Annotated in this window: 25 protein-coding genes; 19 read left to right on the top strand and 6 right to left on the bottom strand. The window is 73.6% G+C overall.

Annotated elements, in window-relative coordinates; all coding sequences use genetic code 11:
* Nucleotide 1 precedes the first annotated feature (1 nt).
* The 4 genes from B8281_RS16275 to B8281_RS16260 all read left to right on the top strand — a co-directional run bounded on the left by B8281_RS16275 (nt 2) and on the right by B8281_RS16260 (nt 3,260).
* A complete protein-coding gene (locus B8281_RS16275; protein ID WP_034651176.1) occupies nt 2–343 on the top strand; it encodes a twin-arginine translocase TatA/TatE family subunit in 342 nt (113 codons plus the stop codon).
* 67 nt (nt 344–410) lie between these two features.
* A complete protein-coding gene (trpS, locus tag B8281_RS16270; protein ID WP_081599752.1) occupies nt 411–1,502 on the top strand; it encodes a tryptophan--tRNA ligase in 1,092 nt (363 codons plus the stop codon).
* Complete coding sequence (locus B8281_RS16265; RefSeq protein ID WP_085388256.1) at nt 1,499–2,062, top strand: 2'-5' RNA ligase family protein; 564 nt, start codon at nt 1,499–1,501, stop codon at nt 2,060–2,062. The genes trpS and B8281_RS16265 overlap by 4 nt, the downstream gene beginning before the upstream one ends.
* Nucleotides 2,063–2,072: 10 nt before the next feature.
* Nucleotides 2,073–3,260, top strand: coding sequence for a YihY/virulence factor BrkB family protein (locus tag B8281_RS16260; RefSeq protein WP_198163084.1), 1,188 nt, complete (start codon nt 2,073–2,075; stop codon nt 3,258–3,260).
* Between the two features lie 215 nt (nt 3,261–3,475).
* Here B8281_RS16260 and B8281_RS16255 read toward each other — a convergent pair whose 3' ends face one another.
* The 4 genes from B8281_RS16255 to sdhC all read right to left on the bottom strand — a co-directional run bounded on the left by B8281_RS16255 (nt 3,476) and on the right by sdhC (nt 6,943).
* On the bottom strand, nt 3,476–4,243 hold the full coding sequence (locus B8281_RS16255; protein ID WP_034651163.1) for a succinate dehydrogenase iron-sulfur subunit: 768 nt from the start codon (nt 4,241–4,243) through the stop codon (nt 3,476–3,478).
* Nucleotides 4,243–6,075 (bottom strand): succinate dehydrogenase flavoprotein subunit, encoded by a 1,833-nt coding sequence (gene sdhA, locus B8281_RS16250; protein WP_021481377.1) that lies wholly within the window; start codon nt 6,073–6,075, stop codon nt 4,243–4,245. Before sdhA ends, B8281_RS16255 begins: the two co-directional genes overlap by 1 nt.
* A 71-nt stretch (nt 6,076–6,146) precedes the next feature.
* On the bottom strand, nt 6,147–6,605 hold the full coding sequence (locus tag B8281_RS16245) for a succinate dehydrogenase hydrophobic membrane anchor subunit (protein WP_021481378.1): 459 nt from the start codon (nt 6,603–6,605) through the stop codon (nt 6,147–6,149).
* Nucleotides 6,605–6,943, bottom strand: coding sequence for a succinate dehydrogenase, cytochrome b556 subunit (gene sdhC, locus B8281_RS16240; RefSeq protein WP_369824977.1), 339 nt, complete (start codon nt 6,941–6,943; stop codon nt 6,605–6,607). Before sdhC ends, B8281_RS16245 begins: the two co-directional genes overlap by 1 nt.
* Before the next feature lie 279 nt (nt 6,944–7,222).
* Between sdhC and B8281_RS16235 the strand changes: the two genes are divergently transcribed.
* From B8281_RS16235 to deoC, 14 genes are all read left to right on the top strand, one after another.
* Complete coding sequence (locus B8281_RS16235; RefSeq protein WP_043651340.1) at nt 7,223–8,371, top strand: mannose-1-phosphate guanylyltransferase; 1,149 nt, start codon at nt 7,223–7,225, stop codon at nt 8,369–8,371.
* A complete protein-coding gene (locus B8281_RS16230; protein ID WP_034651153.1) occupies nt 8,368–9,597 on the top strand; it encodes an amidohydrolase in 1,230 nt (409 codons plus the stop codon). The genes B8281_RS16235 and B8281_RS16230 overlap by 4 nt, the downstream gene beginning before the upstream one ends.
* Nucleotides 9,598–9,823: 226 nt before the next feature.
* Nucleotides 9,824–10,936 (top strand): BMP family protein, encoded by a 1,113-nt coding sequence (locus tag B8281_RS16225; protein WP_034651151.1) that lies wholly within the window; start codon nt 9,824–9,826, stop codon nt 10,934–10,936.
* 204 nt (nt 10,937–11,140) lie between these two features.
* Entirely contained in the window at nt 11,141–12,763 is a 1,623-nt protein-coding gene (locus B8281_RS16220; RefSeq protein WP_051027470.1) for an ABC transporter ATP-binding protein, read from the top strand.
* On the top strand, nt 12,760–14,076 hold the full coding sequence (locus B8281_RS16215) for an ABC transporter permease (RefSeq protein WP_076405246.1): 1,317 nt from the start codon (nt 12,760–12,762) through the stop codon (nt 14,074–14,076). The genes B8281_RS16220 and B8281_RS16215 overlap by 4 nt, the downstream gene beginning before the upstream one ends.
* Nucleotides 14,073–15,368, top strand: coding sequence for an ABC transporter permease (locus B8281_RS16210; RefSeq protein ID WP_034651148.1), 1,296 nt, complete (start codon nt 14,073–14,075; stop codon nt 15,366–15,368). Before B8281_RS16215 ends, B8281_RS16210 begins: the two co-directional genes overlap by 4 nt.
* 120 nt (nt 15,369–15,488) lie before the next feature.
* The gene (locus B8281_RS16205) at nt 15,489–15,839 is read left to right on the top strand and encodes a cytidine deaminase (protein WP_044144426.1); all 351 of its coding nucleotides are present in this window, start codon (nt 15,489–15,491) and stop codon (nt 15,837–15,839) included.
* Nucleotides 15,840–15,868: 29 nt separating this feature from the next.
* A complete protein-coding gene (locus B8281_RS16200) occupies nt 15,869–17,203 on the top strand; it encodes a thymidine phosphorylase (RefSeq protein ID WP_085388819.1) in 1,335 nt (444 codons plus the stop codon).
* Between the two features lie 2 nt (nt 17,204–17,205).
* Entirely contained in the window at nt 17,206–17,613 is a 408-nt protein-coding gene (locus B8281_RS16195) for a YidH family protein (RefSeq protein WP_034651145.1), read from the top strand.
* A 2-nt stretch (nt 17,614–17,615) separates the two neighbouring features.
* Complete coding sequence (locus B8281_RS16190) at nt 17,616–17,960, top strand: DUF202 domain-containing protein (protein WP_157446660.1); 345 nt, start codon at nt 17,616–17,618, stop codon at nt 17,958–17,960.
* Nucleotides 17,957–18,916 carry a hypothetical protein gene (locus B8281_RS16185; protein WP_085388252.1) on the top strand — a complete coding sequence of 320 codons (960 nt, stop codon included), beginning with the start codon at nt 17,957–17,959 and terminating at the stop codon, nt 18,914–18,916. Before B8281_RS16190 ends, B8281_RS16185 begins: the two co-directional genes overlap by 4 nt.
* A 28-nt stretch (nt 18,917–18,944) precedes the next feature.
* Nucleotides 18,945–19,184, top strand: a complete 240-nt coding sequence (locus B8281_RS16180; RefSeq protein WP_009863298.1) for a hypothetical protein — start codon at nt 18,945–18,947, stop codon at nt 19,182–19,184.
* Nucleotides 19,185–19,247: 63 nt separating this feature from the next.
* The gene (locus B8281_RS16175; protein WP_085388251.1) at nt 19,248–20,378 is read left to right on the top strand and encodes an adenosine deaminase; all 1,131 of its coding nucleotides are present in this window, start codon (nt 19,248–19,250) and stop codon (nt 20,376–20,378) included.
* Nucleotides 20,375–21,100: a deoxyribose-phosphate aldolase gene (gene deoC / locus B8281_RS16170; RefSeq protein WP_232322596.1), complete on the top strand. Its 726-nt coding sequence runs from the start codon at nt 20,375–20,377 to the stop codon at nt 21,098–21,100. The genes B8281_RS16175 and deoC overlap by 4 nt, the downstream gene beginning before the upstream one ends.
* A 102-nt stretch (nt 21,101–21,202) precedes the next feature.
* On the opposite strand, the gene B8281_RS16165 is transcribed toward deoC, so the two are convergent.
* Nucleotides 21,203–23,047 (bottom strand): phospho-sugar mutase, encoded by a 1,845-nt coding sequence (locus B8281_RS16165; RefSeq protein ID WP_085388249.1) that lies wholly within the window; start codon nt 23,045–23,047, stop codon nt 21,203–21,205.
* 1 nt (nt 23,048) lies between these two features.
* A complete protein-coding gene (locus B8281_RS16160) occupies nt 23,049–23,900 on the bottom strand; it encodes a purine-nucleoside phosphorylase (protein ID WP_043651298.1) in 852 nt (283 codons plus the stop codon).
* Nucleotides 23,901–24,021: 121 nt separating this feature from the next.
* Here B8281_RS16160 and B8281_RS16155 point away from each other — a divergent pair, with 121 nt between their 5' ends.
* Complete coding sequence (locus B8281_RS16155; RefSeq protein WP_043651301.1) at nt 24,022–25,485, top strand: NAD(P)H-quinone dehydrogenase; 1,464 nt, start codon at nt 24,022–24,024, stop codon at nt 25,483–25,485.
* Nucleotides 25,486–25,523: the final 38 nt, after the last annotated feature.

Below are 25,523 nucleotides of genomic sequence, written 5' to 3'. Positions count from 1 at the left end.
CGTGTTCGGGATCAACGGAGCCGAGTTCGTCGTGCTCCTCATCGTGGCGGTCGTCGTCATCGGTCCCGAGCGCCTGCCGCGCTACGCGGAGCAGCTCGGGGCGTTCGTGCGGTCGGCGCGGGGCTACCTGCGCGACGCGAAGTCGCGCGTGGACGCGGAGCTCGGCGAGGAGCTGTCGGACGTCGACTGGGCCAAGCTCGACCCGCGCCAGTACGACCCGCGCCGGATCGTCCGCGAGGCACTCCTGGACGACGACCCCCTGCCCGAGCGCGTCTCCCCGCCCCGCCCGGCCGCTCCCGTCGCGCCGACGGGGCCCGCCCCGTTCGACGACGAGGCCACCTGACCCCGTCGTCCGACCGCGGTACGACGGCGATTCGTTCCGGCGCCCGAGCACCTGTCAGAATGGGGCAATGTCCATCGAGGCGACGCACATCGGTCCGGCACCGGTCCCGGAGACCACGCAGGAGCCCGGGAGCCCGACGGGCACCCGGCCACGGATCCTCTCGGGCATGCAGCCCACCGAGGACTCGCTGCAGCTCGGGAACTACATCGGTGCGCTGCGCCAGTGGGTCTCCCTCCAGGACGCGTACGACGCCCTGTACTGCGTCGTCGACCTCCACGCGCTGACGGTCAACCCGGACCCGGAGCGGCTCCGCGAGCGCACCCGCCGCACGGCCGCCCAGTACCTCGCCGGCGGCGTGGACCCGGACCGCTCGGCGCTGTTCGTCCAGTCGCACGTGCCGCAGCACGCCGAGCTGTCGTGGGTGCTGTCGTGCCAGACGGGCTTCGGCGAGGCGGGCCGCATGACCCAGTTCAAGGACAAGTCCGCGAAGCAGGGCGCCGACGGAACGACCGTCGGGCTGTTCACGTACCCCGTGCTCATGGCGGCCGACATCCTGCTCTACGACGCGGCGCTCGTGCCGGTCGGCGAGGACCAGCGCCAGCACCTCGAGCTCACCCGCGACCTCGCGGAGCGGCTCAACGCCCGCTTCGGCGACGGGACCGCCGTCGTGCCGGAGGCCCACATCGTCCGGTCGGTCGCGAAGATCTACGACCTCCAGGAGCCGACGGCGAAGATGAGCAAGTCCTCGTCGAACGGCAAGGGCGTCATCTGGCTGCTCGACGACCCGAAGGTCGCCGCCAAGCGGATCCGGTCGGCTGCGACCGACTCCGGCACGGAGATCCGCTACGACCCGGTCGCCAAGCCCGGCGTGTCGAACCTGCTGACCATCTACTCGGCGCTCACGGGGCGGGACGTCGAGGCGATCGCCGCCGAGTACGACGGCCAGGGCTACGGGCGCCTCAAGGTGGACCTGGCGGACGTCGTCGTCGACTTCCTCGTGCCGTTCCAGGAGCGCGCGAACACCTACCTGGCGGACCCGGCCGAGCTCGACGCGGTGCTCGCGCGCGGCGCGCAGAAGGCCCGCGAGATCGCGGCCGGCACGCTCGCCCGCATCTACGACCGCGTCGGCCTGCTGCCCGTGGGCGGGACGACCGCGTGAACCTCCCGGAGCGCGAGCCCCACCAGGTGCGGATCGGCATCGCGATCGAGGTGCCCGAGCCGTTCGCGACGCAGCTCCAGGACGCGCGCGCACGGTTCGGCGACCCGCTCGCGCGGTCGATCCCGCCGCACGTGACGCTCCTCGGCCCGACGGTCCTGGACCGCACCGCGCTCGACACGGCGCGCGCGCACCTGGCGGAGGTCGCGTCGACCGCGGCGCCGTTCCGCCTCCACCTGCGGGGGAGCGCGACGTTCCGGCCCGTCTCGCCCGTGGTGTTCGTCCAGGTGGTCGAGGGCATCGCGGAGTGCGAGCACCTCGAGAGCGCGATCCGCACCGGCCCGCTCGCCCAGGACCTGCGGTTCAACTACCACCCGCACGTGACCGTCGCGCACGAGGTGCCCGAGGCCGCGCTCGACGCGGCGTTCGACCAGATGGCGACCTACGACGCGCAGTTCGACGTCGCCGGCTTCTCGCTCTACGAGCACGGGGACGACGGCGTCTGGCGCCCCGAGCAGGTGTTCCCCCTCGGCGCGGATGCCGCGGGAGCGACCGCCTCGTAGGGTTCGGGGCGTGACGTCGCCCCGCCCTGCCGCCCCGCGCGTCGTCACGCGCACGCGCGCGCGGGTGGACGCGCTCGTCGAGCGCTGGAAGGACAGCCGGCCCGGCCGCGCGACCTACCGCTACCTGTACGCGCGCGGTGCGCTCCTGTGCGGCGGCATCGCGTACTCCGCGCTGTTCTCGCTGTTCGCCGCGCTGACGATCGGCTACACCGTCTTCATGCGGGTCCTGGGCGGGCGCGAGGAGCTCATGGACGTCGTCTTCGGCGAGATCAACGAGCTCGTCCCCGGGCTCATCGCCCTCGACGGCGAGCCCGGCGAGATCCGGCCTGACCAGCTCCTGCTCGACTCCGGGCTCAGCGTCACGAGCGTCGTCGCGGGCGTGGTGCTGCTCTTCTCCGTCGTGTCGTTCATGTACCACCTGCGCGGCGCCGTGCGGACCATGTTCGGTGTGAGCGACGTCGGCCAGAGCCCCGTGCTCGCCCGGGCGCGCGCCCTCCTCGGGTTTTTCCTGCTCGCGCTGTTCCTCCTCGTCTCCGCCGTCGCCGGCATCGCCGTCACGTCCCTCGGCAACCAGATCCTCGAAGCGATCGGCCTCTCCGGCGGGCCCGCCGTCCTCGTCACCGGTGCGGGCCTCGTCGTGAGCGTCCTGCTCGACGCGCTCGTCGTGGTCGTCGTCGTGCGGCTCCTCGCCGGGGTGCAGGTCCGACGCCGCGACCTCCTCGTCGGATCGCTCACCGCCGCCGTCGGGTTCGGCGTGCTCCGCTACCTCGGGTCGTCGTTCGTCGAGAGCAGCGCCACGCGGAACGCCCTCCTGGCGTCGTTCGCCGTCCTCGTGACGCTGCTGCTCCTCGTCAACTTCACCGCGCGCATCCTCCTGGCCGTGTGCGCGTGGATGGCGAACCCGCCGCGCCCGCCCGACCCGGTGCCCGACGGCGCCCGGCACGCGCGCGACGGCCGTCCCGAGCTGCCCGTGCTCGACGGCGACCCCCCGGCCGACGGCCGCCACCTCCGGGCGCCCCGCCACGCCGTCGAGAGCGCGCGCGACGACGTCCAGAAGAGGCGCGACGCCGTCGAGGGCACGCGCGACGCCGTCGTCCCGTCGCCCGAGGAGCACCTCCGCGCTGGTCACGGGTCGCACCGCCCGTGGAGCCCCCTGGTCCGCGGAATCCGCCGGGGCCGCCTGCCGCGCGGGACGTGACCGCCGCGCTCGGGCGGCGGGACGAGATCGGCACGCGCTGCCGAGATCTGCACGTGCGGCTGCCGATCTGGGCCGCAGATGCCGATCTCGGTCGAGGCTGCCGATCCCGGCCGTGGGTGCCGATCGGTGCGGGGCCGCGTGGGCGCGGCGTCACCCGGGGACGACGAAGGGCGCCGACCGTCCGGTCGGCGCCCTTCGGGGCGGTGCGGGGGGTGTCAGAACGCGCGGGTGATCATCGCGCGCTTGACCTCCTGGATCGCCTTCGTGACCTCGATGCCGCGCGGGCAGGCCTCGGTGCAGTTGAAGGTCGTGCGGCAGCGCCACACGCCCTCCTTGTCGTTGAGGATCTCCAGGCGCTGCGTGGCGCCCTCGTCGCGGCTGTCGAAGATGAACCGGTGCGCGTTGACGATGGCGGCGGGGCCGAAGTACTGGCCGTCGGTCCAGAACACCGGGCAGGACGACGTGCACGCGGCGCACAGGATGCACTTGGTGGTGTCGTCGAAGCGCTCGCGCTGCGCGGCGGACTGGAGGCGCTCCTTGCTCGGCTCGTTCCCGGACGTGATGAGGAACGGCATGATCTCGCGGTAGGACGCGAAGAACGGCTCCATGTCCACGACGAGGTCCTTGACCACGGGCAGGCCCTTGATGGGCTCGACCGTGATCGGCTTGTCGGGGTTGACGTCCTTGAGGAGCGTCTTGCACGCGAGCCGGTTGCGGCCGTTGATGCGCATCGCGTCCGACCCGCACACGCCGTGCGCGCACGAGCGGCGGAACGTCAGGGAGCCGTCGTGCTCCCACTTGATCTTGTGCAGGGCGTCGAGCACGCGGTCGGTGCCGTGCGCCTGGACGGTGAACTCGTCCCAGTACGCCTCCTCGCCGTGCTCCGACTCGGGGGAGTAGCGGCGGACGCGGAGCGTGACCTCGAACGAGGGGATCTCCCCGGCCTTGGGCTCGGCGGCCGGGCTCTCGAGTGTGGCAGTCATCAGTACTTCCGCTCCATGGGCTCGTACCGGGTCTGGGTGACGGGCTTGGAGCCCAGGGCGACCTTGTAGCCGTCGAACTGCTCGACGTGGTCGAAGTAGCCCGCGACGTGCCCGTCGGCGACGTCGCTGGCGGACGTCGGACGGCGGTAGGCCATCGTGTGCAGCATGTAGTTGGCGTCGTCGCGGTCCGGGAAGTCCTCGCGGTAGTGGCCGCCGCGGGACTCCTTGCGGTTGATCGCCGCGACCACGGTGACCTCGGCGATGTCGAGGAGGAACCCGAGCTCGATCGCCTCGAGGAGGTCGGTGTTGAACAGGCGGCCCTTGTCCTGCACGGACACGTTCTTGTAGCGCTTCTGCAGGTCGCGGATGTCCGCGAGGGCCTGGTTGAGCGACTCGCCCGTGCGGAACACCTGGGCGTTGGCGTCCATGGTCTCCTGGAGCGCCTTGCGGACGTCGGCGACGCGCTCGCCGTCGGGACGGTTGCGCATCTCCTCGAGCTGCGCGACGACGGCCGCGGCGGGGTTCTCCGGGAGCTCGCTGTACGACGCGGTCGCGGCGTAGGCGGCGGCCGTGCGGCCGGCGCGCTTGCCGAAGACGTTGATGTCGAGCAGCGAGTTGGTGCCGAGACGGTTGGAGCCGTGCACGCTGACGCACGCGACCTCACCGGCGGCGTAGAGGCCCTTGACGACGTTGTGGCTGTCGCGCAGCACCTCGGCGTCGACGTTCGTCGGGATGCCGCCCATCGCGTAGTGCGCCGTGGGGTACACGGGCACGGGCTCGGTGTACGGCTCGATCCCGAGGTAGGTCCGGGCGAACTCGGTGATGTCGGGGAGCTTGGCGTCGATGTGCGCCGGCTCGAGGTGCGTGAGGTCGAGCAGGACGTAGTCCTTGTTCGGCCCGGCGCCGCGGCCCTCGCGGACCTCGTTCGCCATGGACCGGGCGACGATGTCGCGCGGCGCGAGGTCCTTGATGGTGGGGGCGTAGCGCTCCATGAAGCGCTCGCCGTCCGCGTTGCGCAGGATGCCGCCCTCGCCGCGGGCGGCCTCCGACAGGAGGATGCCGAGGCCCGCGAGGCCGGTCGGGTGGAACTGGAAGAACTCCATGTCCTCGAGCGGCAGGCCGCGGCGGTAGGCCAGGGCCATGCCGTCGCCCGTGAGCGTGTGCGCGTTGGACGTCGTCTTGAAGATCTTGCCCGCGCCACCGGTGGCGAAGATGATCGCCTTCGCCTGGAAGACGTGGATCTCGCCGGACGCGAGGTCGTAGGCGACGACGCCGGTCGCGGTGACCGTCTCGTCGTCGGGGATCTCGCCCGCGGAGAGGTCGTGGTCGGTGATGAGGTCGAGGACGTAGAACTCGTTGAAGAACTCGACGTCCTGCTTGACGCACTGCTGGTAGAGCGTCTGGAGGATCATGTGACCGGTGCGGTCCGCGGCGTAGCACGAGCGGCGCACCGCGGCCTCGCCGTGGTTGCGGGTGTGCCCACCGAACCGGCGCTGGTCGATGCGGCCCTCGGGCGTGCGGTTGAACGGCAGGCCCATGCGCTCGAGGTCGAGGACGGCGTCGATGGCCTCCTTGGCCATGATCTCCGCGGCGTCCTGGTCGACGAGGTAGTCGCCGCCCTTGACCGTGTCGAACGTGTGCCACTCCCAGTTGTCCTCCTCCACGTTCGCGAGCGCGGCGCACATGCCGCCCTGCGCGGCGCCCGTGTGCGAGCGCGTGGGGTAGAGCTTGGAGATGACGGCCGTCCGGACCTTGCCGGACGACTCCAGCGCCGCGCGCATCCCGGCGCCGCCTGCGCCGACGATGACGACGTCGTACTGATGGGTTTGCATCGGGGTCGATGCCTCCTGGGAGAGAGCCGGGTGGAGCGAGAGGAAGACGGGGGCGTGCGGTGGTGCGGTGCTCAGGCCGTGCAGAACGACGCGAGCAGCTCGGCCGGGGCGTTCGCGGGGCAGGGCTCGAACGTGAAGATCACGAGCGTGCCGAGGACCGTGACGATCGTGAAGGCGAGGTACAGCGCGAGCTTGAGGACGAGGCGAGTGCCGTCACGCTCGGCGTAGTCGTTGATGATCGTGCGGACGCCGTTGGTGCCGTGGAACATGGCGAGCCACAGCATGAGCAGGTCCCAGATCTGCCAGAACGGCGAGGCCCACTTGCCGGCGACGAAGCCGAAGTCGATCGCGTGCACGCCCTCGCCGACCATGAGGTTGACGAACAGGTGCCCGAAGATGAGGACGATCAGCACGACGCCGGAGGCGCGCATGAAGATCCAGCTGTACAGCTCGTAGTTGCTGCGCGTGGCCTTGCGGCGCTTGTACGGGTCGCGCGGGCTCGCGACCTCGACCGTGGGTGCGGCGGCCATCAGTGCCCCCCTCCGAAGACGTTCATCAGGTGGCGCGGCAGGAACCCGGCCATCGTCACGACGAACAGGCCGACGACGACCCAGAGCATCGTGCGCTGGTACCGCGGGCCCTTGGACCAGAAGTCGACCAGGATGATGCGGATGCCGTTGAAGGCGTGGAAGACGATGGCCGCGACCAGGCCCGCCTCACCGACGCCCATGATCGGCGTCTGGTACGTCCCGATGACGGCGTTGTACGCCTCGGGCGAGACCCGCACGAGCGCCGTGTCGAGCACGTGCACGAGCAGGAAGAAGAAGATGAGCACGCCGGTCACGCGGTGCGCGACCCACGACCACATGCCTTCGCGGCCGCGGTAGAGCGTGCCGGCTGGTGCACTGGGCACTTTGGGGGCCTCCTGTGGCGAGATCAGGGGGAGATGTCACGTTCCGGCCGTGGTCCGGAACTCCCTCAGTCCGGACCCCGGGACCGTCGTCGGCATCGGTCTCAGGGCTTCCACCATAGTGACATCGACGTCATGATGCGGACCGCCGGGGGCGGCGGAACGGCCCCCTGCCGTGGGTTTGTGACTGATCCCACAGCCCGCGGGGGAACTGCGGCCCTCACTATGCTGGCCCTCATGGCCTCTTCGCCGCACGACTCCTCCGGCCCGTCCGGGTCGCCGATCCCCGGCTTCTTCGCCGTCGTCCCCGCGGGAGGCGCCGGCACCCGGCTGTGGCCGCTCTCGCGGGCGGGCTCCCCGAAGTTCCTGCTCGACCTCACCGGCTCGGGGCGCTCCCTGCTCCAGGCGACGGTCGACCGGCTCGTGCCGCTCGCGGGGGAGCAGGGCGTCGTGCTCGTCACGGGCGACCGGCACGTCGCGGCGGCGCGCACGCAGCTCCCGGGCCTGCCGGCCGAGAACGTGCTCGCGGAGCCGTCGCCCCGGGACTCGATGGCGGCCATCGGGCTCGCCGCGGCGGTGCTCGAGGCGCGGCACGGCGACGTCGTCGTCGGGTCGTTCGCCGCGGACCAGGTGATCACGGGTCGTGCCGCCTTCGAGTCCTCGGTGCGCGAGGCGGTGGAGGCGGCGCGCGCCGGGTACGTCGTGACGATCGGCATCGCGGCGTCGCGGCCGTCGACGGCGTTCGGGTACGTGCACAGCGGCGCCCCGCTCGGCGTCGCGGGGGCGCCGACCGCGCAGCACGTGCGCGGCTTCACGGAGAAGCCGGACGCCGCGACCGCGCAGCGCTACCTCGCGTCCGGGGAGTACCGGTGGAACGCCGGCATGTTCATCGTGCGCTCGTCCGTGCTCCTCGGGCACCTCGCGGACCAGCGCCCCGAGCTGCACGACGGCCTGCGCGCGATCGCGGCCGCGTGGGACGGCCCCGACCGCGACCGCGTGCTCGCGGAGCGGTGGCCGGCGCTCGAGCGGATCGCGATCGACCACGCGGTGGCCGAGCCGGTCGCCGCGGTCGGGGGCGTCGCCGTCGTCCCCGGCACGTTCGGGTGGGACGACGTGGGCGACTTCAACTCCCTGGCCGCCCTCCTCCCGTCCGTCGACGGGGCGGGCTCCAAGGTGCTCGGCGACACGGGGCGCGTCGTGCGCCGCGAGAGCGCGGGCTCGGTCGTCGTGCCCGCGAGCGACCGCGTCGTGACGGTCCTCGGTCTCGACGACGTCGTCGTGGTCGACACCCCCGACGCGCTCCTCGTCACGACGCGGGCGCGCGCGCAGCAGGTGAGGTCGATGGTCGACACGGTGCGCGAGCTCGGGATGGACGAGCTCCTGTGAGCGCCGACGTGACCCTCGCCGCCCGCATCGGGGCCGCCGTCGCGCGCCACGTGGACGAGGTCGTGGCGATCCGCCGCGACATCCACGCCCACCCCGAGGTCTCGCGCGCCGAGACGCGCACCACGGCGCTGCTCGCCGACCGCCTGCGCGCCGCGGGCCTCGAGCCGCGGCTCCTGCCGGGCACGGGGCTCGTGTGCGACGTCGGCCCGGAGCCGGGCGCGACCACCGCGGGCGTGCCCGACGGCGCGGCCGTCCCGGAGGGCCGCGTCGCGCTGCGCGCGGACATCGACGCGCTGCCGCTGCAGGACCGCTGCGGCCTCCCGTGGGCGTCGACCGTGCCGGGCGTCGCGCACGCGTGCGGCCACGACGTGCACACGGCCGTCGTGCTCGGTGCCGGGCTCGTGCTCGCGGACCTGCACGCGCAGGGCGTGCTGCGCCGCGGCGTGCGACTCGTGCTCCAGCCCGCCGAGGAGGTCCAGCCGGGCGGGTCGCTCGACGTCCTCGCGGCCGGGGCGATGGACGGGGTCGACGAGATCTACGCCGTGCACTGCGACCCGAAGGTCGACGTGGGTCGCATCGGCACGCGGATCGGCCCGATCACGTCGGCGTCCGACGAGGTCTCCGTGACGATCGCCTCCCCGGGCGGCCACACGTCGCGACCGCACCTGACCGGCGACGTGGTGTACGCGCTGGGCCAGGTCATCACGCAGGTCCCCGCGGTGCTCGGCCGTCGGCTGGACCCGCGCTCGGGCGTCAACCTCACGTGGGGCGCCGTCCACGCGGGCTCCGCGCACAACGCCATCCCGAGCACCGGCACGGTCCGCGGCACCCTGCGCTGCCTCGACGTGCGCGCGTGGGAGTTCGCGGGGCAGGTGCTGCACGACGCGGTGGAGCAGGTCGTCGCGCCGTACGAGGTCGAGGTGACCGTGCACCACACGCGCGGCGTCCCGCCCGTCGAGAACGACGAGCGCTGCACCGGCCTGCTCGAGGCTGCCGCGCGCGACGTCCTGGGCCCGGACAGCGTCGTGCTCACCGAGCAGTCGCTCGGGGGCGAGGACTTCGCCTGGTACCTCACGAAGGTGCCCGGGGCGATGGCCCGCCTCGGCACGCGGACGCCGGGCGGGCGCAGCTACGACATCCACCAGGGCGACCTCCAGGTGGACGAGCGCGCGATCGGCCTGGGCATGCGGCTCCTCGCGCGCGTCGCTGCGGGCCAGGACGGGTGAACCGGTCCCGACCCGTGGACAGGGGTGTGTCACGCCTCAGACGCAAAGTGACGCTTGCATAACGAAGCGCCCGCGTTACCGGCAAGTAACGTGCTGGACCCCTCGGGCTGATTAGTCTTCGGTCCTATAGAGGCCGACGGACCGGTCCTCCCGTGCAACGGTGCTCGGGAGGGCCCAGGGGTCCTTCCCTGCGCGGCACTGCTACGAGAACGACAGGAGCTATCAGGTGAAGAGAGCGACTCAGGTCACCGCCCTCGCGGCGGTCGCCGCGCTCGCGCTGGCCGCGTGCGGCGCCGCGCCCGAGGACGACGAGACGAGCGGCGGCGGCGACAGCACCGCGGGCGGCAACTCCGACTTCTCCGCGTGCATGGTCTCCGACGCCGGCGGGTTCGACGACCAGTCCTTCAACCAGTCGGGCTACGAGGGCCTCGAGAAGGCCAAGACGGAGCTCGGCATCACGACGCACGAGGTCGAGTCCCAGGCGGACACCGACTACGGCCCGAACATCGACAGCCTCGTCCAGCAGGGCTGCAACCTCATCATCGGTGTGGGCTTCCTCCTCGAGGACCCGATCCAGTCGGCGGCCGAGGCCAACACGGACGTGCACTTCGCCCTCATCGACTCGGCGTTCAGCAACCCGGGCGCCACGGCGGACGACCCGCCGGAGTCGGTCGAGATCGACAACGCGAAGCCGATCCTGTTCAACACCGCGGAGGCGGCGTTCCTCGCCGGCTACCTCGCGGCGGGCATGACCGAGACGGGCACGGTCGCCACGTTCGGCGGCATCCAGATCCCGTCGGTCGCCATCTTCATGGACGGCTACGCCGACGGCGTCGCGCAGTACAACGAGGACAACGGCACCGACGTCAAGGTCCTCGGCTGGGACAAGGAAGCGCAGACCGGCACGTTCACCGGCGACTTCGACAACCAGGCGAACGGCCAGAACGTCACGCAGGGCTTCATCGACCAGGGCGCGGACATCATCATGCCCGTGGCCGGCCCGGTGGGCCTCGGTGCCGCCGCGGCGGCCGAGAGCGGTGGCGCGAAGATCATCTGGGTCGACTCGGACGGCTTCCTCACGACGGACTACGGGAGCATCATCCTCACGTCCGTGATGAAGCAGATCGGCCCGGCGGTCTTCGACACCGTGAGCGAGTCGGCGGACGGCAACTTCACGAGCGAGCCGTACGTCGGCACGCTCGAGAACGAGGGCGTCGGCCTGGCGCCGTTCCACGACTTCGAGGACGCGGTCCCGGCCGAGCTGCAGGACCAGATCGCCCAGTACCAGGAGCAGATCATCGCGGGCGACCTCGTCGTCGAGTCGCCGAACGCGCCGTGACGCGACGCTGAACCCGCCGGCCGCCCACGGGCGACCGGCACCGGTGGCCCGGGCCCAGCGCCCGGGCCACCGTCATGACGACGACGGTGTCGTCGGGGCCGCGACGACGCGCCGCGCTCCCGCGGGTGCGGTTCGATGGAGTACCTCGACGGGATCGAGGTCGACACCGCGGTACGACTGCGAAGCACGAGGAGAGGCAGACCGGTGAAGCTGGAGCTGCGAGGGATCACGAAGGTCTTCGGGTCCCTGGTCGCCAACGACCACATCGACCTGGTCATCGAGCCCGGCGAGATCCATGCCCTGCTCGGGGAGAACGGGGCGGGCAAGAGCACGCTCATGAACGTGCTGTACGGGCTGTACGACCCGGACGACGGGCAGATCCTCGTCGACGACGTGCCCGTGCAGTTCGCGGGCCCGGGCGACGCGATGGCCGCCGGCATCGGCATGGTGCACCAGCACTTCATGCTGGTCCCGGTGTTCACGGTCGCCGAGAACGTCGCGCTGGGGCACGAGCCCGTGAAGGGCGCGGGTCTCATCGACGCGCGGCGCGCGCGCCGCCTCGTCCAGGAGATCTCGGACCGGTTCGGGTTCGAGGTGAACCCGGACGCGATGGTCGAGGACATCCCCGTCGGCGTGCAGCAGCGCGTCGAGATCATCAAGGCCCTGTCGCGCGACGCGCGCGTGCTCATCCTCGACGAGCCGACCGCCGTCCTCACGCCGCAGGAGACGGACGAGCTCATCGCGATCATGCGCGAGCTCAAGGCGGCGGGGACGTCGATCGTCTTCATCACGCACAAGCTGCGCGAGGTGCGCGCCGTCGCCGACCGCATCACGGTCATCCGCCGCGGCAAGGTCGTCGGCACCGCCGACCCGAGCGCGAGCGAGACCGAGCTCGCGTCCCTCATGGTCGGGCGCTCCGTCTCCCTCGGGGTCGACAAGGCGCCTGCGGAGAACGGTGACACCACGTTCCACGTCGACGAGCTCACGGTCATGGACGACGCCGGCACGGCCGTCGTCGACCGCGTGAGCCTGGAGGTCGCGCGCGGCGAGATCCTCGTCGTCGCGGGGGTCCAGGGCAACGGCCAGACCGAGCTCACGGAGACGATCGTCGGGCTGCGCAAGCCGGTCGCGGGCTCGATCCTGCTCGACGGCAAGGAGCTCGTGGGGCGCAGCGTGTCCCAGGTGCTCGAGGCGGGCGTGGGCTACGTGCCCGAGGACCGCAGCACCGACGGGATCATCGGGACGTTCTCCGTCGAGGAGAACCTCGTGCTCGACCTCGTGACGTCCGCGCCCTACTCGCGCGGCGGCGCGCTCGCGCGCGGCACGATCCGCGCGAACGCCGAGCAGCGCATCGGCGAGTTCGACGTGCGCACCCAGTCGGTCGAGACCCCGGCGGGCACGCTCTCCGGCGGCAACCAGCAGAAGGTCGTCCTCGCGCGCGAGATGTCGCGCCCGCTGCGCCTGTTCATCGCGTCGCAGCCGACGCGCGGCCTCGACGTCGGCTCGATCGAGTTCGTGCACCGGCGCATCGTGCAGGAGCGCGACAACGGCACCCCCGTGATCATCGTGTCGACGGAGCTCGACGAGGTGCTCGCCCTCGCCGACCGGATCGCCGTCATGTACCGCGGCCGCGTCGTCGGGGTCGTGCCCGGCGACACCGACCGCGACGTCCTCGGCCTCATGATGGCCGGGGTCCCGCTCGAGGAGGCCGTCGTGCAGGCCGCCGAGCACCACACGACCCTCGGCGAGGCGGACGCCGTCGCCGAGGACGCGCCGTCGGGCGCCGCGCAGGACGCGGCCGCCGCCCGCGAGGAGGAGATCCAGTGACCCAGCAGGCCACGCCCGACGACGCGTCGGCGCTCCCGCCGACGGCCGCACCGCCGAGCGACCCGCAGAAGCCGGAGGCGCCCGCCGGGCAGGGCGTCCTGCGCGAGATGCTCGAGAGCAGCTGGCTCGTCTCGCTGCTCGCGATCGTCGCCGCGCTGATCCTGGGCGGCGTCCTCATCGCGGCGGCCGACCCCGCGGTCCAGGAGGCGGCGTCCTACTTCTTCGCGCGCCCATCGGACTTCTTCCAGGCCGTCTGGGACGCGGTGTTCGGCGCGTACGCCGCGCTCTTCCAGGGCGCGGTCCTCAACGTCGACGCGCCCGACGTCTCGCGGGCGCTGCGCCCCCTCACCGAGACGATGACGGTCGCGACGCCGCTCATCCTCGCGGGCCTCGGGCTCGGCATCGGCTTCCGCGCGGGCCTGTTCAACATCGGTGCGCAGGGCCAGATCATCCTCGGCGGCATCTTCGCCGGGTTCGTCGGCTGGACGTTCGCGCTCCCGCCGGGGCTGCACCTCCTGCTCGCCGTGCTGGGCGCCGCGCTCGGCGGGGCCCTGTGGGCGAGCATCGCGGGCGTGCTCAAGGCCCGCACGGGCGCCCACGAGGTGATCGTCACGATCATGCTCAACAACATCGCGATCTACCTCGTCGCGTACCTGCTCACGACGAAGCCGTTCCAGGCGCCGGGCAGCTCCAACCCGATCAGCCCGCGCATCCCGGGGAACGCGCAGTTCCCGCTGCTGCTGGGCGAGGGCTTCCGCCTCCACGCGGGGTTCGTCCTCGCGCTGCTCGTCGCGGTCGGCGTGTGGTGGCTCATGGAGCGCTCGACGCTCGGCTTCCGCTTCCGCGCCGTCGGAGAGAACCCGCACGCGGCCCGGACCGCGGGCATGTCGGTCCCGTGGACGACGGTGTGGGTCATGGCCATCGCGGGCGCGCTCGCGGGCCTCGCGGGCAGCGCGCAGGTGCTCGGCACGGAGCACGTGCTCACCGCGGGCGTCGCGGCGAGCTTCGGGTTCGACGCGATCACGGTGGCGCTGCTCGGGCGGTCCCGTCCGCTCGGGACGGTGCTCGCCGGCCTGCTGTTCGGCGCGCTGCGCGCGGGCGGGTTCGTCATGCAGGCCCGCACGGGCACGCCGATCGACATCGTCCTCGTCGTGCAGTCGCTGATCGTGCTCTTCATCGCCGCGCCGCCGCTCGTGCGGGCGATCTTCCGCCTCCCGACCCCGGGCGGCCCGACGCGCGCCGAACGGCAGGCAGCCCGCCGCCGCGCGAAGGCCGTCCCGACCACGACGACCACCCAGGAGGCCGGAGCATGAGCACCGCGACCACCACCCCGGCACCGGCCGCCGCGCCGGAGCGCGCGGCCAAGCCGCTGCCGCCCATCAGCTGGAAGGCCCCGGTCGCGTACGGGGTCATCGGGCTGCTGGCCCTCGTCTTCTTCGCGCTGCTCCCCGCGGGCGGCCAGCAGACGACGTTCCGCCTCTCGACGGCGAAGGACTTCTTCCAGATCGAGCCGATCACGGTGAGCTCCACCGGGGCGGCGCTGTTCCTGTCGATCCTCGCGCTGCTCCTCGCCGGCCTGTCGTTCTGGGCCGCGCGCGACCGGCGCAAGGTCGGCGTGTGGCTGCCGATCGTGTACGGCGTCGCGGTCGTCTTCGCGTTCCTCTCCTGGGCCGGGGCCGGGAAGTCGGCGATCCCGCTGACGGGCCTGCTCCAGGGCTCGCTCTTCCTCGCGGTCCCGCTCGTGTTCGGCGCGCTCTCCGGCGTGCTGTGCGAGCGCGTCGGCATCATCAACATCGCGATCGAGGGCCAGCTCCTCGCGGGGGCCTTCCTCGCCGCGGTCGTCGCCTCGCTCACGTCGTCGGCGTACGCCGGCCTCATCGCCGCGCCGATCGCGGGCGCGCTCGTGGGCGTGCTGCTCGTGATCTTCTCCGTGAAGTACTGGGTGAACCAGATCATCGTCGGCGTCGTACTCAACGTGCTGGTCGTCGGCGTGACGAGCTACCTCTACTCGACGGTCCTCAGCGCGGACCCGGCGACGTGGAACTCGCGCAACCCGCTGCCCGTCATCGAGATCCCGGTGCTGTCGCAGATCCCGGTCGTCGGGCCGGTGCTGTTCCGCCAGACCCTCCTCGTGTACCTCATGTACGTGGTCGTGATCCTGCTGCAGGTCTTCCTGTTCCGCAGCCGCTGGGGCCTGCGCCTGCGCGCGGTCGGCGAGCACCCGAAGGCCGCCGACACCGTCGGCATCAAGGTCAACGCGACGCGCGTGCGCAACACGATCCTCGGCGGCGCGGTCGCCGGCCTCGGCGGCGCGTTCTTCACCGTCGCCGCGGGGCTCGCCTTCGGCAAGGAGATGACGGGCGGCAAGGGCTTCATCGCGCTCGCCGCGATGATCCTCGGGCGCTGGAACCCGGTCGGCGCGCTCGTCGCGGCGCTCCTGTTCGGGTTCTCGGACAACCTCCAGACGGTGCTCGGCATCGTCGGGACGCCGATCCCGAGCCAGATCATGCTCATGACGCCGTACGTCGTGACGATCTTCGCCGTCGCCGGCCTCGTCGGGCGCGTGCGCCCGCCGGCCGCCGAGGGCATCCCCTACGTCAAGTGAGGACGGCATGACGGACGTGCACGACGGCGGTACCCGGCCGGGCGGGGGACGGACCCGGACGGGTCCGCCGCCGGGCCGGCCGTCGACTGGGACGCGCTGCGCACCGCGGCGCGCGACATCATGACCCGCGCCTACGCGCCGTACTCGGGCTTCCCCGTGGGTGCGGCCGCGCTCGTGGACGACGGCCGCGTCGTCGTCGGCTGCAACGTGGAGAACGCCGCGTACGGCGTGACGCTGTGCGCGGAGTGCTCGCTCGTGAGCTCGCTCGTCGGCTCGGGCGGCGGCCGCCTCGTGGCGTTCGCGTGCGTCGACCGGCACGGCGCGCCGCTCATGCCGTGCGGCCGGTGCCGCCAGCTCCTGTGGGAGCACGGAGGGCCCGACCTGCTGGTCGAGACGGTGCGTGGTATCAAGACGATGAGGGACGTGCTGCCCGACGCCTTCGGGCCCGAGGATCTGGAGGAGCGCTCGTGACCAGCGACGACGTGGCCACGCAGGACGGCATCGAGGACGACGGCGAGGACCGCGCCACCGAGGGGCCGGCCCCGGAGGCGTTCGACGCGGTCGACGTCATCCGGACCAAGCGCGACGGGGCGCGGCTCGCGCCCGAGCAGATCGACTGGGTGATCGACGCGTACACGCGCGGCGTCGTGGCCGAGGAGCAGATGGCCGCCCTCGCGATGGCGATCTACCTCAACGGCATGGACCGCGCCGAGATCGGCCGCTGGACGCAGGCGATGATCGCGTCGGGCGAGCGCATGGACTTCTCGGGGCTCTCGCGCCCGACGGCGGACAAGCACTCGACCGGGGGAGTCGGCGACAAGATCACGCTGCCCCTCGCGCCGCTCGTCGCGGTGTACGGCGTCGCGGTGCCGCAGCTCTCCGGCCGCGGCCTGGGCCACACGGGCGGCACGCTCGACAAGCTCGAGGCGATCCCGGGGTGGCGAGCGGCGCTGACCAACGCGCAGATGATGAACGCGCTCGAGCACGTCGGCGCCGTGATCTGCCAGGCGGGCTCGGGCCTCGCGCCCGCCGACCGCCTCCTATACGCGCTGCGCGACGTCACGGGCACGGTCGAGTCGATCCCGCTCATCGCGAGCTCGATCATGAGCAAGAAGATCGCGGAGGGCACGGGCGCGCTCGTGCTCGACGTCAAGGTCGGCTCGGGCGCGTTCATGAAGGAGCTCGGCTCGGCGCGCGAGCTCGCGCGCACGATGGTCGACCTCGGGACCGACGCCGGCGTGCGCACGGTCGCGCTGCTCACCGACATGTCGACCCCGCTCGGCCTCACCGCGGGCAACGCGCTCGAGGTGCGCGAGTCCGTCGAGGTGATGAAGGGCGAGGGGCCGCAGGACGTCGTCGACCTCACGGTCGCGCTCGCGCTCGAGATGCTCGCCGGGGCGGGCCGCCCGCAGGACGAGGACGACGTGCGCCACGCGCTCCTGGGCGGGCGCGCGCTCGACAAGTGGCGCGAGATGATCGCGGAGCAGGGCGGCGACTCGCGCGCCCCGCTGCCCGTCGCGCGCGAGCGCGAGCACGTCGTGGCCGACCGCGACGGGGTGCTCGAACGGCTCGACGCGTACGCCGTCGGGGTCGCCGCGTGGCGCCTCGGGGCGGGCCGGGCCCGCAAGGAGGACCCGGTGCAGGCGGGCGCGGGCGTCGAGCTCTTCGCCAAGCCCGGCGACACCGTCCGCAAGGGCCAGCACCTCATGACCCTGCACACCGACACCCCGGAGCGCTTCGAGCGCGCGGTGCAGGCCCTCGACGGCGCGTGGTCCGTCGCGGAGCCCGGCACCGTGGTCGAGCGCGGCTCGGTCGTCCTGGACCGCGTCGACTGAGCGTGACGGGCGACGAGCAGGCCCCGCCCGAGCCGGCCGACACGCGTCGGCCGCGGTCGGTCTACGGCGTGGGGACCGAGCCCGACGCGCGGTTCAGCCTCGCCAACGAGCGCACGGCCCTCGCGTGGGTGCGCACCGGGCTGGGCCTGGTCGCGGGCGGCGTCGCGCTGACGTCGTTCGCGACGTTCGCGGGCATGGCGGGCCTGCTCGACGTCGTCGCGGGCGTCGCGTGCCTCGCCGGCGCCGGGTTCGCGGGCTACGCGCTCGTGTCGTGGCGCCGTAACGAGCGGGCCCTGCGGCTGCGGTGGCGCCTCCCGGCGCCGAGCGGCCTGCCGGTGCTCGTCGTCGGCGTCGTCGTGCTGGCACTGCTGCTCGCGGGCTACGCCGTCGGGGCGGCGACCGGAGGGTGAGCGTGCCGTCGGGGGAGCCCGGCGCCGTGCCGCCGCAGGACGAGGGGCTGCAGCCCGAGCGCACGGCGCTCGCGTGGCAGCGCACGGTGCTCGGGGTCGTGGTCGGTGCGCTCGTGCTCGCCGCCGCCGGGCTGCGCTCCGGCTCCGTGGTCACGGTGTGCGCGGCGGTCGCGGTGGCCGTGCTCGCGCTCGTCCCCGCGGTGCTGCGCCCGCCGACCGGCGGGCTCCCGCGTGACGGGCGGCTCCACTCGTGGTCGTTCCTCGTGCGCGTCGGCGGCCTCGTCGTCGTGCTCGCCCTCGTGGGCGCGGCCTGGGCGTTCGACCGGGTTCTCGGCGGTGCCGCGTGAGGCGCGGGCCGGAGGCGCTGCGGGCGACCGACGTCGCGCGCCTCCTCCCGGCGCGCACCCTGCCGCCGTCCCCGCCGCCCGGCGCCTACGCGCCCGACGCCGCGACCTCCCACGTGCTCGACCTCGCGCGCCGCGCGGGGCACCCGGAGCACCGCGTGAGTGCGCTCGCGACGACCCTCGACGGGCTGCGGCCCGCGGACCGGCGTGCCGTCGTCGACCCGCTGCGCCGGCTCGACCGGCCCGACGAGGGGCCCGCGGTCCGGACGCTGGAGATCGCGGGCGCGCCCGCGCGCCAGACCGACGGCACGGCGTGCGGCTCGGCCGTCCTGGGCCTCCTCTCCGCGGCGGGCGACCCGGTGCTCGCCCTGTGGCTCGCCACCGGGCTGCGCCCGGGGGACGCCGCGCGGCACGACCCGGAGGACGCTCGCGCACGGGGCGGCGTCGAGCGGTTCCGGACGCTCCAGCAGGCGCTCAAGCGCCGCACGAACCGGCGCGCGCTGGGACCGCTGCCGTGGCCCGCGGCGCTCGGGACGCCGCCCTGGGGCGCCGCCCGGACCGCACGCCACGCGGACGTGCGGTTCGTGGACCGGGTCGTCGCGGGGCCGGGCGCGGAGCGCGTCGTGCGCGCCGCGCTCGCCGCGGCGGCGCGCGGCGTGCCCGTGCCGCTCTTCACCGGCGGAGACCTCGCGCTCGGGCTCGCGACCGCCGTCCCGCGCCACGTCGTGCTCCTCACCGACGCCGACGCCGGGGCGAGGTGGTGCCGGGTCTACGAGCCGTCGTCGGGCACGCTCCGCACCGTCGCGGCGGGTGCGCTCCTCGACGGTGCCCGGGTGCCCGCCGTGCGCCACGCGCTCGGGGGCTGGCCGCACGTGTGCTGGGCGCTCCTGCCCGACGGCCGCGCTGGCGAGGCCGTGCGCCCGGCGGCAGGATGGGCGCAGCCGCCACGACCGTGGTGAGCACGCCGATCGTCGAGGAGGAGTCGCGATGAGCACCGTGCCCGGGAACGACGCATGGCGGGACGCCGGTCTGGACGAGCAGGGCGAGGACGCCGTCAGCCTGGTGGAAGAGGTCGAGGACGACGACCCCGGGGTCGAGGACCCCGTGCACGAGGTCGACGAGTACCAGCCGCGGACCCCGCGCCCCGACCTGGAGGGCGAGGCCGCCGAGGCCGACGTCGTCGAGCAGGCGTCCGCCGTGCCCGGCAGCGACGACGACTACGCCTGACCGTCCGCACCCGGCCGGTGCGCTCGGCGCGAGGCGGGGCGTACCGGCCGGTACCGTGAGCGCATGACCACCGAGAACGCCCCGCTGACGGTCGACGTCATCCGCGCGCTGCCCAAGGTCGTGCTGCACGACCATCTTGACGGCGGGCTCCGCCCCGCCACGATCCTCGAGCTCGCCGCCGACGTGGGGCACCAGCTCCCCGCGGACGACGCCGAGGCGCTCGGCGCCTGGTTCGCGGAGTCCGCGGACTCCGGGTCGCTCGTGCGCTACCTCGAGACGTTCGACCACACGATCGCCGTCATGCAGACGCGCGACGCCCTCGCCCGCGTGGCGCGCGAGGCGGTGCTCGACCTCGCGCGCGACGGCGTCGTGTACGCCGAGCAGCGCTGGGCGCCCGAGCAGCACCTCCAGCGCGGCCTCACCCTCCAGGAGACGGTCGACGCAGTGCAGTCCGGCATCGAGCAGGGCGTCGCCGAGGCGGCCGCGGAGGGGCGGACCATCCGCGTCGGGCAGCTCGTCACCGCGATGCGGCACGCCGACCGCTGGTCGGAGATCGCGGACCTCGCGGTCGCGAACCGCGAGAACGGCGTCGTCGGGTTCGACATCGCGGGCGCGGAGGACGGCTTCCCGCCCTCGCGCCACGTCGAGATCTGGCGCTACCTGGCCGAGCAGAACTTCCCCGTGACGATCCACGCGGGCGAAGCGGCGGGACCGCAGTCGATCGCCGAGGCCGTGCACCTCGGCCAGGCGAGCCGCATCGGTCACGGCGTCCGCATCGTCGAGGACATCGCGTTCGACCCGGAGTTCCCGCACAGCGCCGAGGGCGAGCCCGGGACGGCCGCGCTCGGCCTCCTCGCGCACTGGGTCCGCGACCACCAGGTCCCGCTCGAGCTGTGCCCGTCGTCGAACGTGCAGACCGGGGCGGCGACGTCGATCGCGGACCACCCGATCACGCGCCTCAAGGAGCTCGACTTCGCGGTCACGCTCAACACCGACAACCGGCTCATGTCGCGCACGACGATGACCCAGGAGATGGCGCTCCTCGTCGAGCACGCCGGCTGGACCATCGACGACCTCGCGGACGTCACGATGACCGCCGCATGGAGCGCGTTCGTGCACCACGACGAGCGTCGTGCGCTCGTCGACGACGTCATCCTCCCCGGCTACCAGCAGATCGAAGGAGCGCAGCTGTGAGCGACGCGACCGGCACGCAGCCCCTGGACGCCGCCGGCCTGGCCCGCTTCGTCGACCACACGCTGCTCAAGCCCGAGGCCACCCCCGCGGACGTCGCGGCGCTCGTCGAGGAGGGCGTCCGCCTGGGCGTCTACTCCGTGTGCGTCTCCCCGTCGATGCTGCCCCTGGACCCGGCGACCACGCGCGAGCGCGGGCTGCTCGTCGCGACGGTGTGCGGCTTCCCGTCGGGCAAGCACCACAGCGACGTCAAGGCGTTCGAGGCGGCCCGGTCCGTCCGCGACGGCGCCGACGAGGTCGACATGGTCATCGACGTCGGCGCGGCCAAGGCCGGCGCCTGGGACGCGGTGCGCGACGACGTCGCGGCCGTCCGCGCCGCCGTCCCTGCCGACAGGGTCCTCAAGGTCATCATCGAGTCCGCCGCGCTCACGGACCACGAGATCGTCGAGGCGTGCCGTGCGTCCGAGGCGGCGGGCGCGGACTTCGTCAAGACCTCGACCGGGTTCCACCCCGCGGGTGGTGCCTCCACGCACGCCGTCTCGATCATGGCCGAGACCGTCGGCGGTCGCCTGGGCGTCAAGGCGTCCGGCGGCGTCCGCACGCTCGCCGACGCCCTCGCGATGATCGAGCACGGCGCCACGCGGCTCGGGCTGTCCGGCACCGCCGCCGTCCTCGCGGGGTTCGACGGCGCGGACGCCCCCTCCGCCGGGGACGCGGGCTACTGAGCGTCGTGACGGCGTCGGTGACCGTCGTCGCGCAGGTGTGACGAGCCGGGGTCCCCGGTCGCCGGAACGTTCCGGCGACCGGGGACCCCGGCTCGTGGTGGCTCAGAGGCCGAGCGCGCGCGTCATGTCGGCCTTGACGCGGTCGAGGCGGTCGCGGGCGAAGGCGCGGGCCGCGGTGAGGTCGTCGTGCGAGGCGTCCGGGGCGACCGGGACCACGACCTCGAGGTAGCACTTGACCTTCGGCTCCGTGCCGCTCGGGCGCACGATGACGCGCGTGCCGTCCGCGGTGAGGATCCGCACGCCGTCCGTCGGCGGGAGCCCGTCCAGGCCCGCGGAGAGGTCGGTGACGTCGGAGACGCCGGCCCCCGCGAGGGTGCGCGGGGGAGCGGCCCGCAGGTGGGCCATCGTCTCGCCGATGCGGTCGAGGTCCTCGAACCGGGCGGAGAGCTGGTCGCTCACGTGCAGGCCGTGGGCGCGCGCCAGGTCGTCGAGCGCGTCGACGATCGAGCGCCCCTCGGCCTTGAGGCGGTTCGCGAGCTGCGCGACGAGCAGCGCCGCGCTGATGCCGTCCTTGTCCCGGACGTGGGCCGGGTCGACGCAGTAGCCGAGCGCCTCCTCGTAGCCGAACACGAGGCCGTCGACGCGCGAGATCCACTTGAACCCGGTGAGCGTCGTCGCGAAGCCGAGCCCGTGCGCGGCCGCGATCTTCCCCAGCAGGCGCGACGACACGATCGAGCAGGCCAGCACGCCCCCCGGGGCGCCGGACGCGGCGACGCGGCGCGCGACGTCGTCGCCCAGGAGCGCGCCGACCTCGTCGCCGTGCAGCATGCGCCAGCCGTTCGACCGGGCCGTCTCCGCGCCCTGGTAGGTCCCGACGCGCGGGTCGAGCACCGCGACGGCGCACCGATCGGCGTCGGGGTCGTTGGCGAGCACGACGTCGGCCGCCGCGTCCTGCGCGACGGCGAGCGCGAGGTCCATCGCGCCCGGCTCCTCCGGGTTGGGGAACGCGACGGACGGGAAGTCGGGGTTCGGGTCGAGCTGCTCCTCGACCGGCACGACCGTCGTGAAGCCCGCGTCGCGCAGGACGTGCGCGACCGTCTCGCCGCCCACGCCGTGCAGCGCCGTGGTGACGACCTTGAGGTCGCGCCGTGCGCCGTCGGACAGCGCGAGGACCGACCGCTCGTAGGCGACGACGACCTCGCGGTCCAGCACGGTCCACCCGGACGACGCGCGCGGGACGGACCGCGCCGGCCCGACGGCCGCGATCGCGGCGGCGATGTGCGCGTCGTACGGCGGGACGATCTGGGCGCCCTGGCCCGAGTCGGTGACGACACGGCCGCCGAGGTAGACCTTGTACCCGTTGTCGGCGGGCGGGTTGTGGCTCGCGGTCACCATGACGCCCGCGTCGGCGCCGAGGTGGCGCACCGCGAAGGCGAGGACGGGCGTCGGCAGGGCCGACGGCAGGACGAGCACGTCGAGGCCCGCCGCCGTGAGCACGGCCGCGCTGTCCACCGCGAACGTGCGGGAGCGGTGCCGCGCGTCGAACCCGACGACGACGCGCGGTCGCGCCGCGCCACCCGCGCCCGCCGGGCCCAGGGTGTCGAGCAGGTAGGCGCCCAGGCCCGCGGCCGCGCGGATCACGACCGCGCGGTTCATGCGGTGCGGCCCCGCCTCCATGCGCCCGCGCAGGCCCGCCGTGCCGAACTCGAGCGGACCGGAGAAGCGGTCCTGCAGGTCGGCGAGCGCGCGCACGCGGACGTCGTGCTTGCGCGGGTCGGGGGAGTCGACGAGCTCGAGCAGACGGCGCAGCTCGTCCTGGTCGCCGGCGTCGACGTCGTCGTTGATCCACGCCGTGACGCGCGCGAGGAACGCCGCGTGGTCGGTCCCCGGGTCGAAGGTCGGGTCGTCGGCCGGGTCGGCCCGGTGCCCCGCAGTGCGGTCCGTCATGTCACACCAGCTTCGCGATGTCGGCCAGGAGGGCGCTGATCCGGGGTCCCGCGGCCTGGCCGGCCTCGATGACCTCGGCGTGGGAGAGCGGCGTCGGGCTGATCCCGGCGGCGAGGTTCGTCACGAGCGAGACGCCGAGCACCTCCAGGCCGCAGTGCCGGGCCGCGATGGCCTCGAGCGTCGTGGACATGCCCACGAGGTCGGCGCCGAGGACCCCGGCCATCCGCACCTCGGCGGGCGTCTCGTAGTGCGGCCCGGGGAACTGGGCGTACACGCCCTCGGGCAGCGTCGGGTCGACGCGGTGCGCGAGCTCGCGCAGGCGCGGCGAGTACACGTCGGTGAGGTCGACGAACGTCGGCCCCTCCAGCGGGCTGCGGGCCGTGAGGTTGATGTGGTCGGAGAGGAGGACGGGCGTGCCCGCGCCCCACTCCTGGTTGAGCCCGCCGCAGCCGTTCGTGAGGATGAGCGTCTCCGCGCCGGTCGCGGCGGCCGTGCGCACGCCGTGCACGACGGCGCGCACCCCCTTGCCCTCGTACAGGTGCGTGCGCGAGCCGAGCACGAGGGCGTGCCGCACGGAGCCGTCGGCGCGCTCGACCCGGATGGACCGCGTCACCGAGAGGTGCCCCGCGACCGCGGGTGCGGAGAAGCCGGGGATCTCGTGCGTCGGGACCTCCGCGACGACCTCGCCGAGCAGCTCCGCGGCGCCGCCCCAGCCCGACCCCAGCACGAGGGCCATGTCGTGGCCCTCGACCCCGGTGGCCTGCGCGATGTGGTCGGCCGCGGCCCGGGCCACGAGGAAGGGGTCGGTCGCGGGATCGTCGAGCGGGGGTGTGCTCGGAGGCGTCGTCGTCATGGTCGCAAGGCTAGTCCGTCCCCGGGCCCGCGACCTGACGAGCACCGCCGTCCCGTGCGGCGCGCCGGACCTGCCGCGACGTCTCGCATGCTGACACCGAGGGACGCGACGGCCTGACAGAATGTGCGGCGTGACGCACGTGAGCATGGACTCCTCGACCGCCCCGGACAGCACCCGCATCGTCGTCGTGGGGGGTGGGCCCGGCGGCTACGAGGCCGCCCTCGTCGCCCGTCGCCTCGGCGCCGACGTCACCGTCGTCGAGCGCCACGGGCTCGGTGGCGCGGCCGTCCTGACGGACGTCGTCCCCTCGAAGACGCTCATCGCCACCGCCGACTGGATGACGATCGCCGAGCGCGCCGCCGAGCTCGGCATCCGCCTCCCCGTCGACACGGCCAAGGCGCAGCACCCCGCGATGCGGCGGCACATCGTCGACCTCGAGGCCGTGAACACGCGCGTCATGGCGCTCGCGGCGGCGCAGTCCGCCGACATCCACGCGCGGCTCGAGCGCGAGGGCGTGCGCGTCGTCATCGGGGAGGGCCGGCTCGACGGCCCCGAGCGCGTCGTGGTCGACGCGCCCGACGGCACCGACGGCCCGCTCGTGCTCGACGCCGACGTCATCCTGCTCGCGCTCGGCGCGACGCCGCGCGTGCTCCCGACCGCGCAGCCCGACGGCGAGCGCATCCTCACGTGGACGCAGCTCTACAACCTCTCCGAGCTCCCGGAACGGCTCGTCGTCGTGGGGTCGGGCGTCACCGGCGCCGAGTTCGCGGGCGCGTACAACGCGCTGGGCTCGGACGTCGTGCTCGTGTCGAGCCGCGACCGCGTGCTCCCCGGCGAGGACGCCGACGCCGCCGAGCTGCTCGAGGGCGTGTTCCGCTCGCGCGGCATGACGGTCATGTCCCGCTCGCGCGCCGAGTCCGCCGAGCGCACCGAGGACGGCGTGCGCGTCACGCTCTCCGACGGCCGCGTCGTCGAGGGCTCGCACGTGCTCATCGCCGTCGGCGCGATCCCCTCGACGAGCGGCATCGGCCTCGAGGAGGCCGGGGTCCGGCTCACGCCCAGCGGGCACGTCGAGGTGGACAAGGTGTCGCGCACGTCGGTGCGCGGGATCTACGCCGCGGGCGACTGCACCGGCGTGCTGCCCCTCGCGTCCGTCGCGGCGATGCAGGGCCGCGTCGCCATGTCGCACGCGCTCGGCGACGCCGTCGTGCCGATCAAGCTGCGCACCGTCGCGGCGAACATCTTCACGGCGCCCGAGATCGCGACCGTCGGGTACAGCGAGGAGCAGCTCAAGGCGCAGAGCAGCAAGTACGTCACGACCGTCCTGCCGCTCGCGCGCAACCCGCGCGCCAAGATGCTCGGGATGCGCGACGGCTTCGTCAAGCTGTTCGCCCACCCGGAGGCGGGGGTCGTGCTGGGCGGCGTGGTCGTCGCGCCGCGCGCGAGCGAGCTCGTGTTCCCCATCACGCTCGCGGTCTCGCACCGCCTCACGGTCGACGACGTCGCGTCGGCCTTCACCGTCTACCCGTCGCTCAGCGGCTCGATCGCCGAGGTGGCGCGCATGCTGCACCACCGGGAGGACTGAGCACCCGCACCCGCAGGCGGTCCCGGCGGGCGGAGCGC

This window comes from Cellulosimicrobium sp. TH-20 (assembly GCF_002105775.1).
GTDB lineage: Bacteria > Actinomycetota > Actinomycetes > Actinomycetales > Cellulomonadaceae > Cellulosimicrobium > Cellulosimicrobium funkei.
The sequence above is the reverse complement of the archived record's forward strand: the minus strand, read 5'-3'. Positions and strand labels throughout refer to the sequence as shown.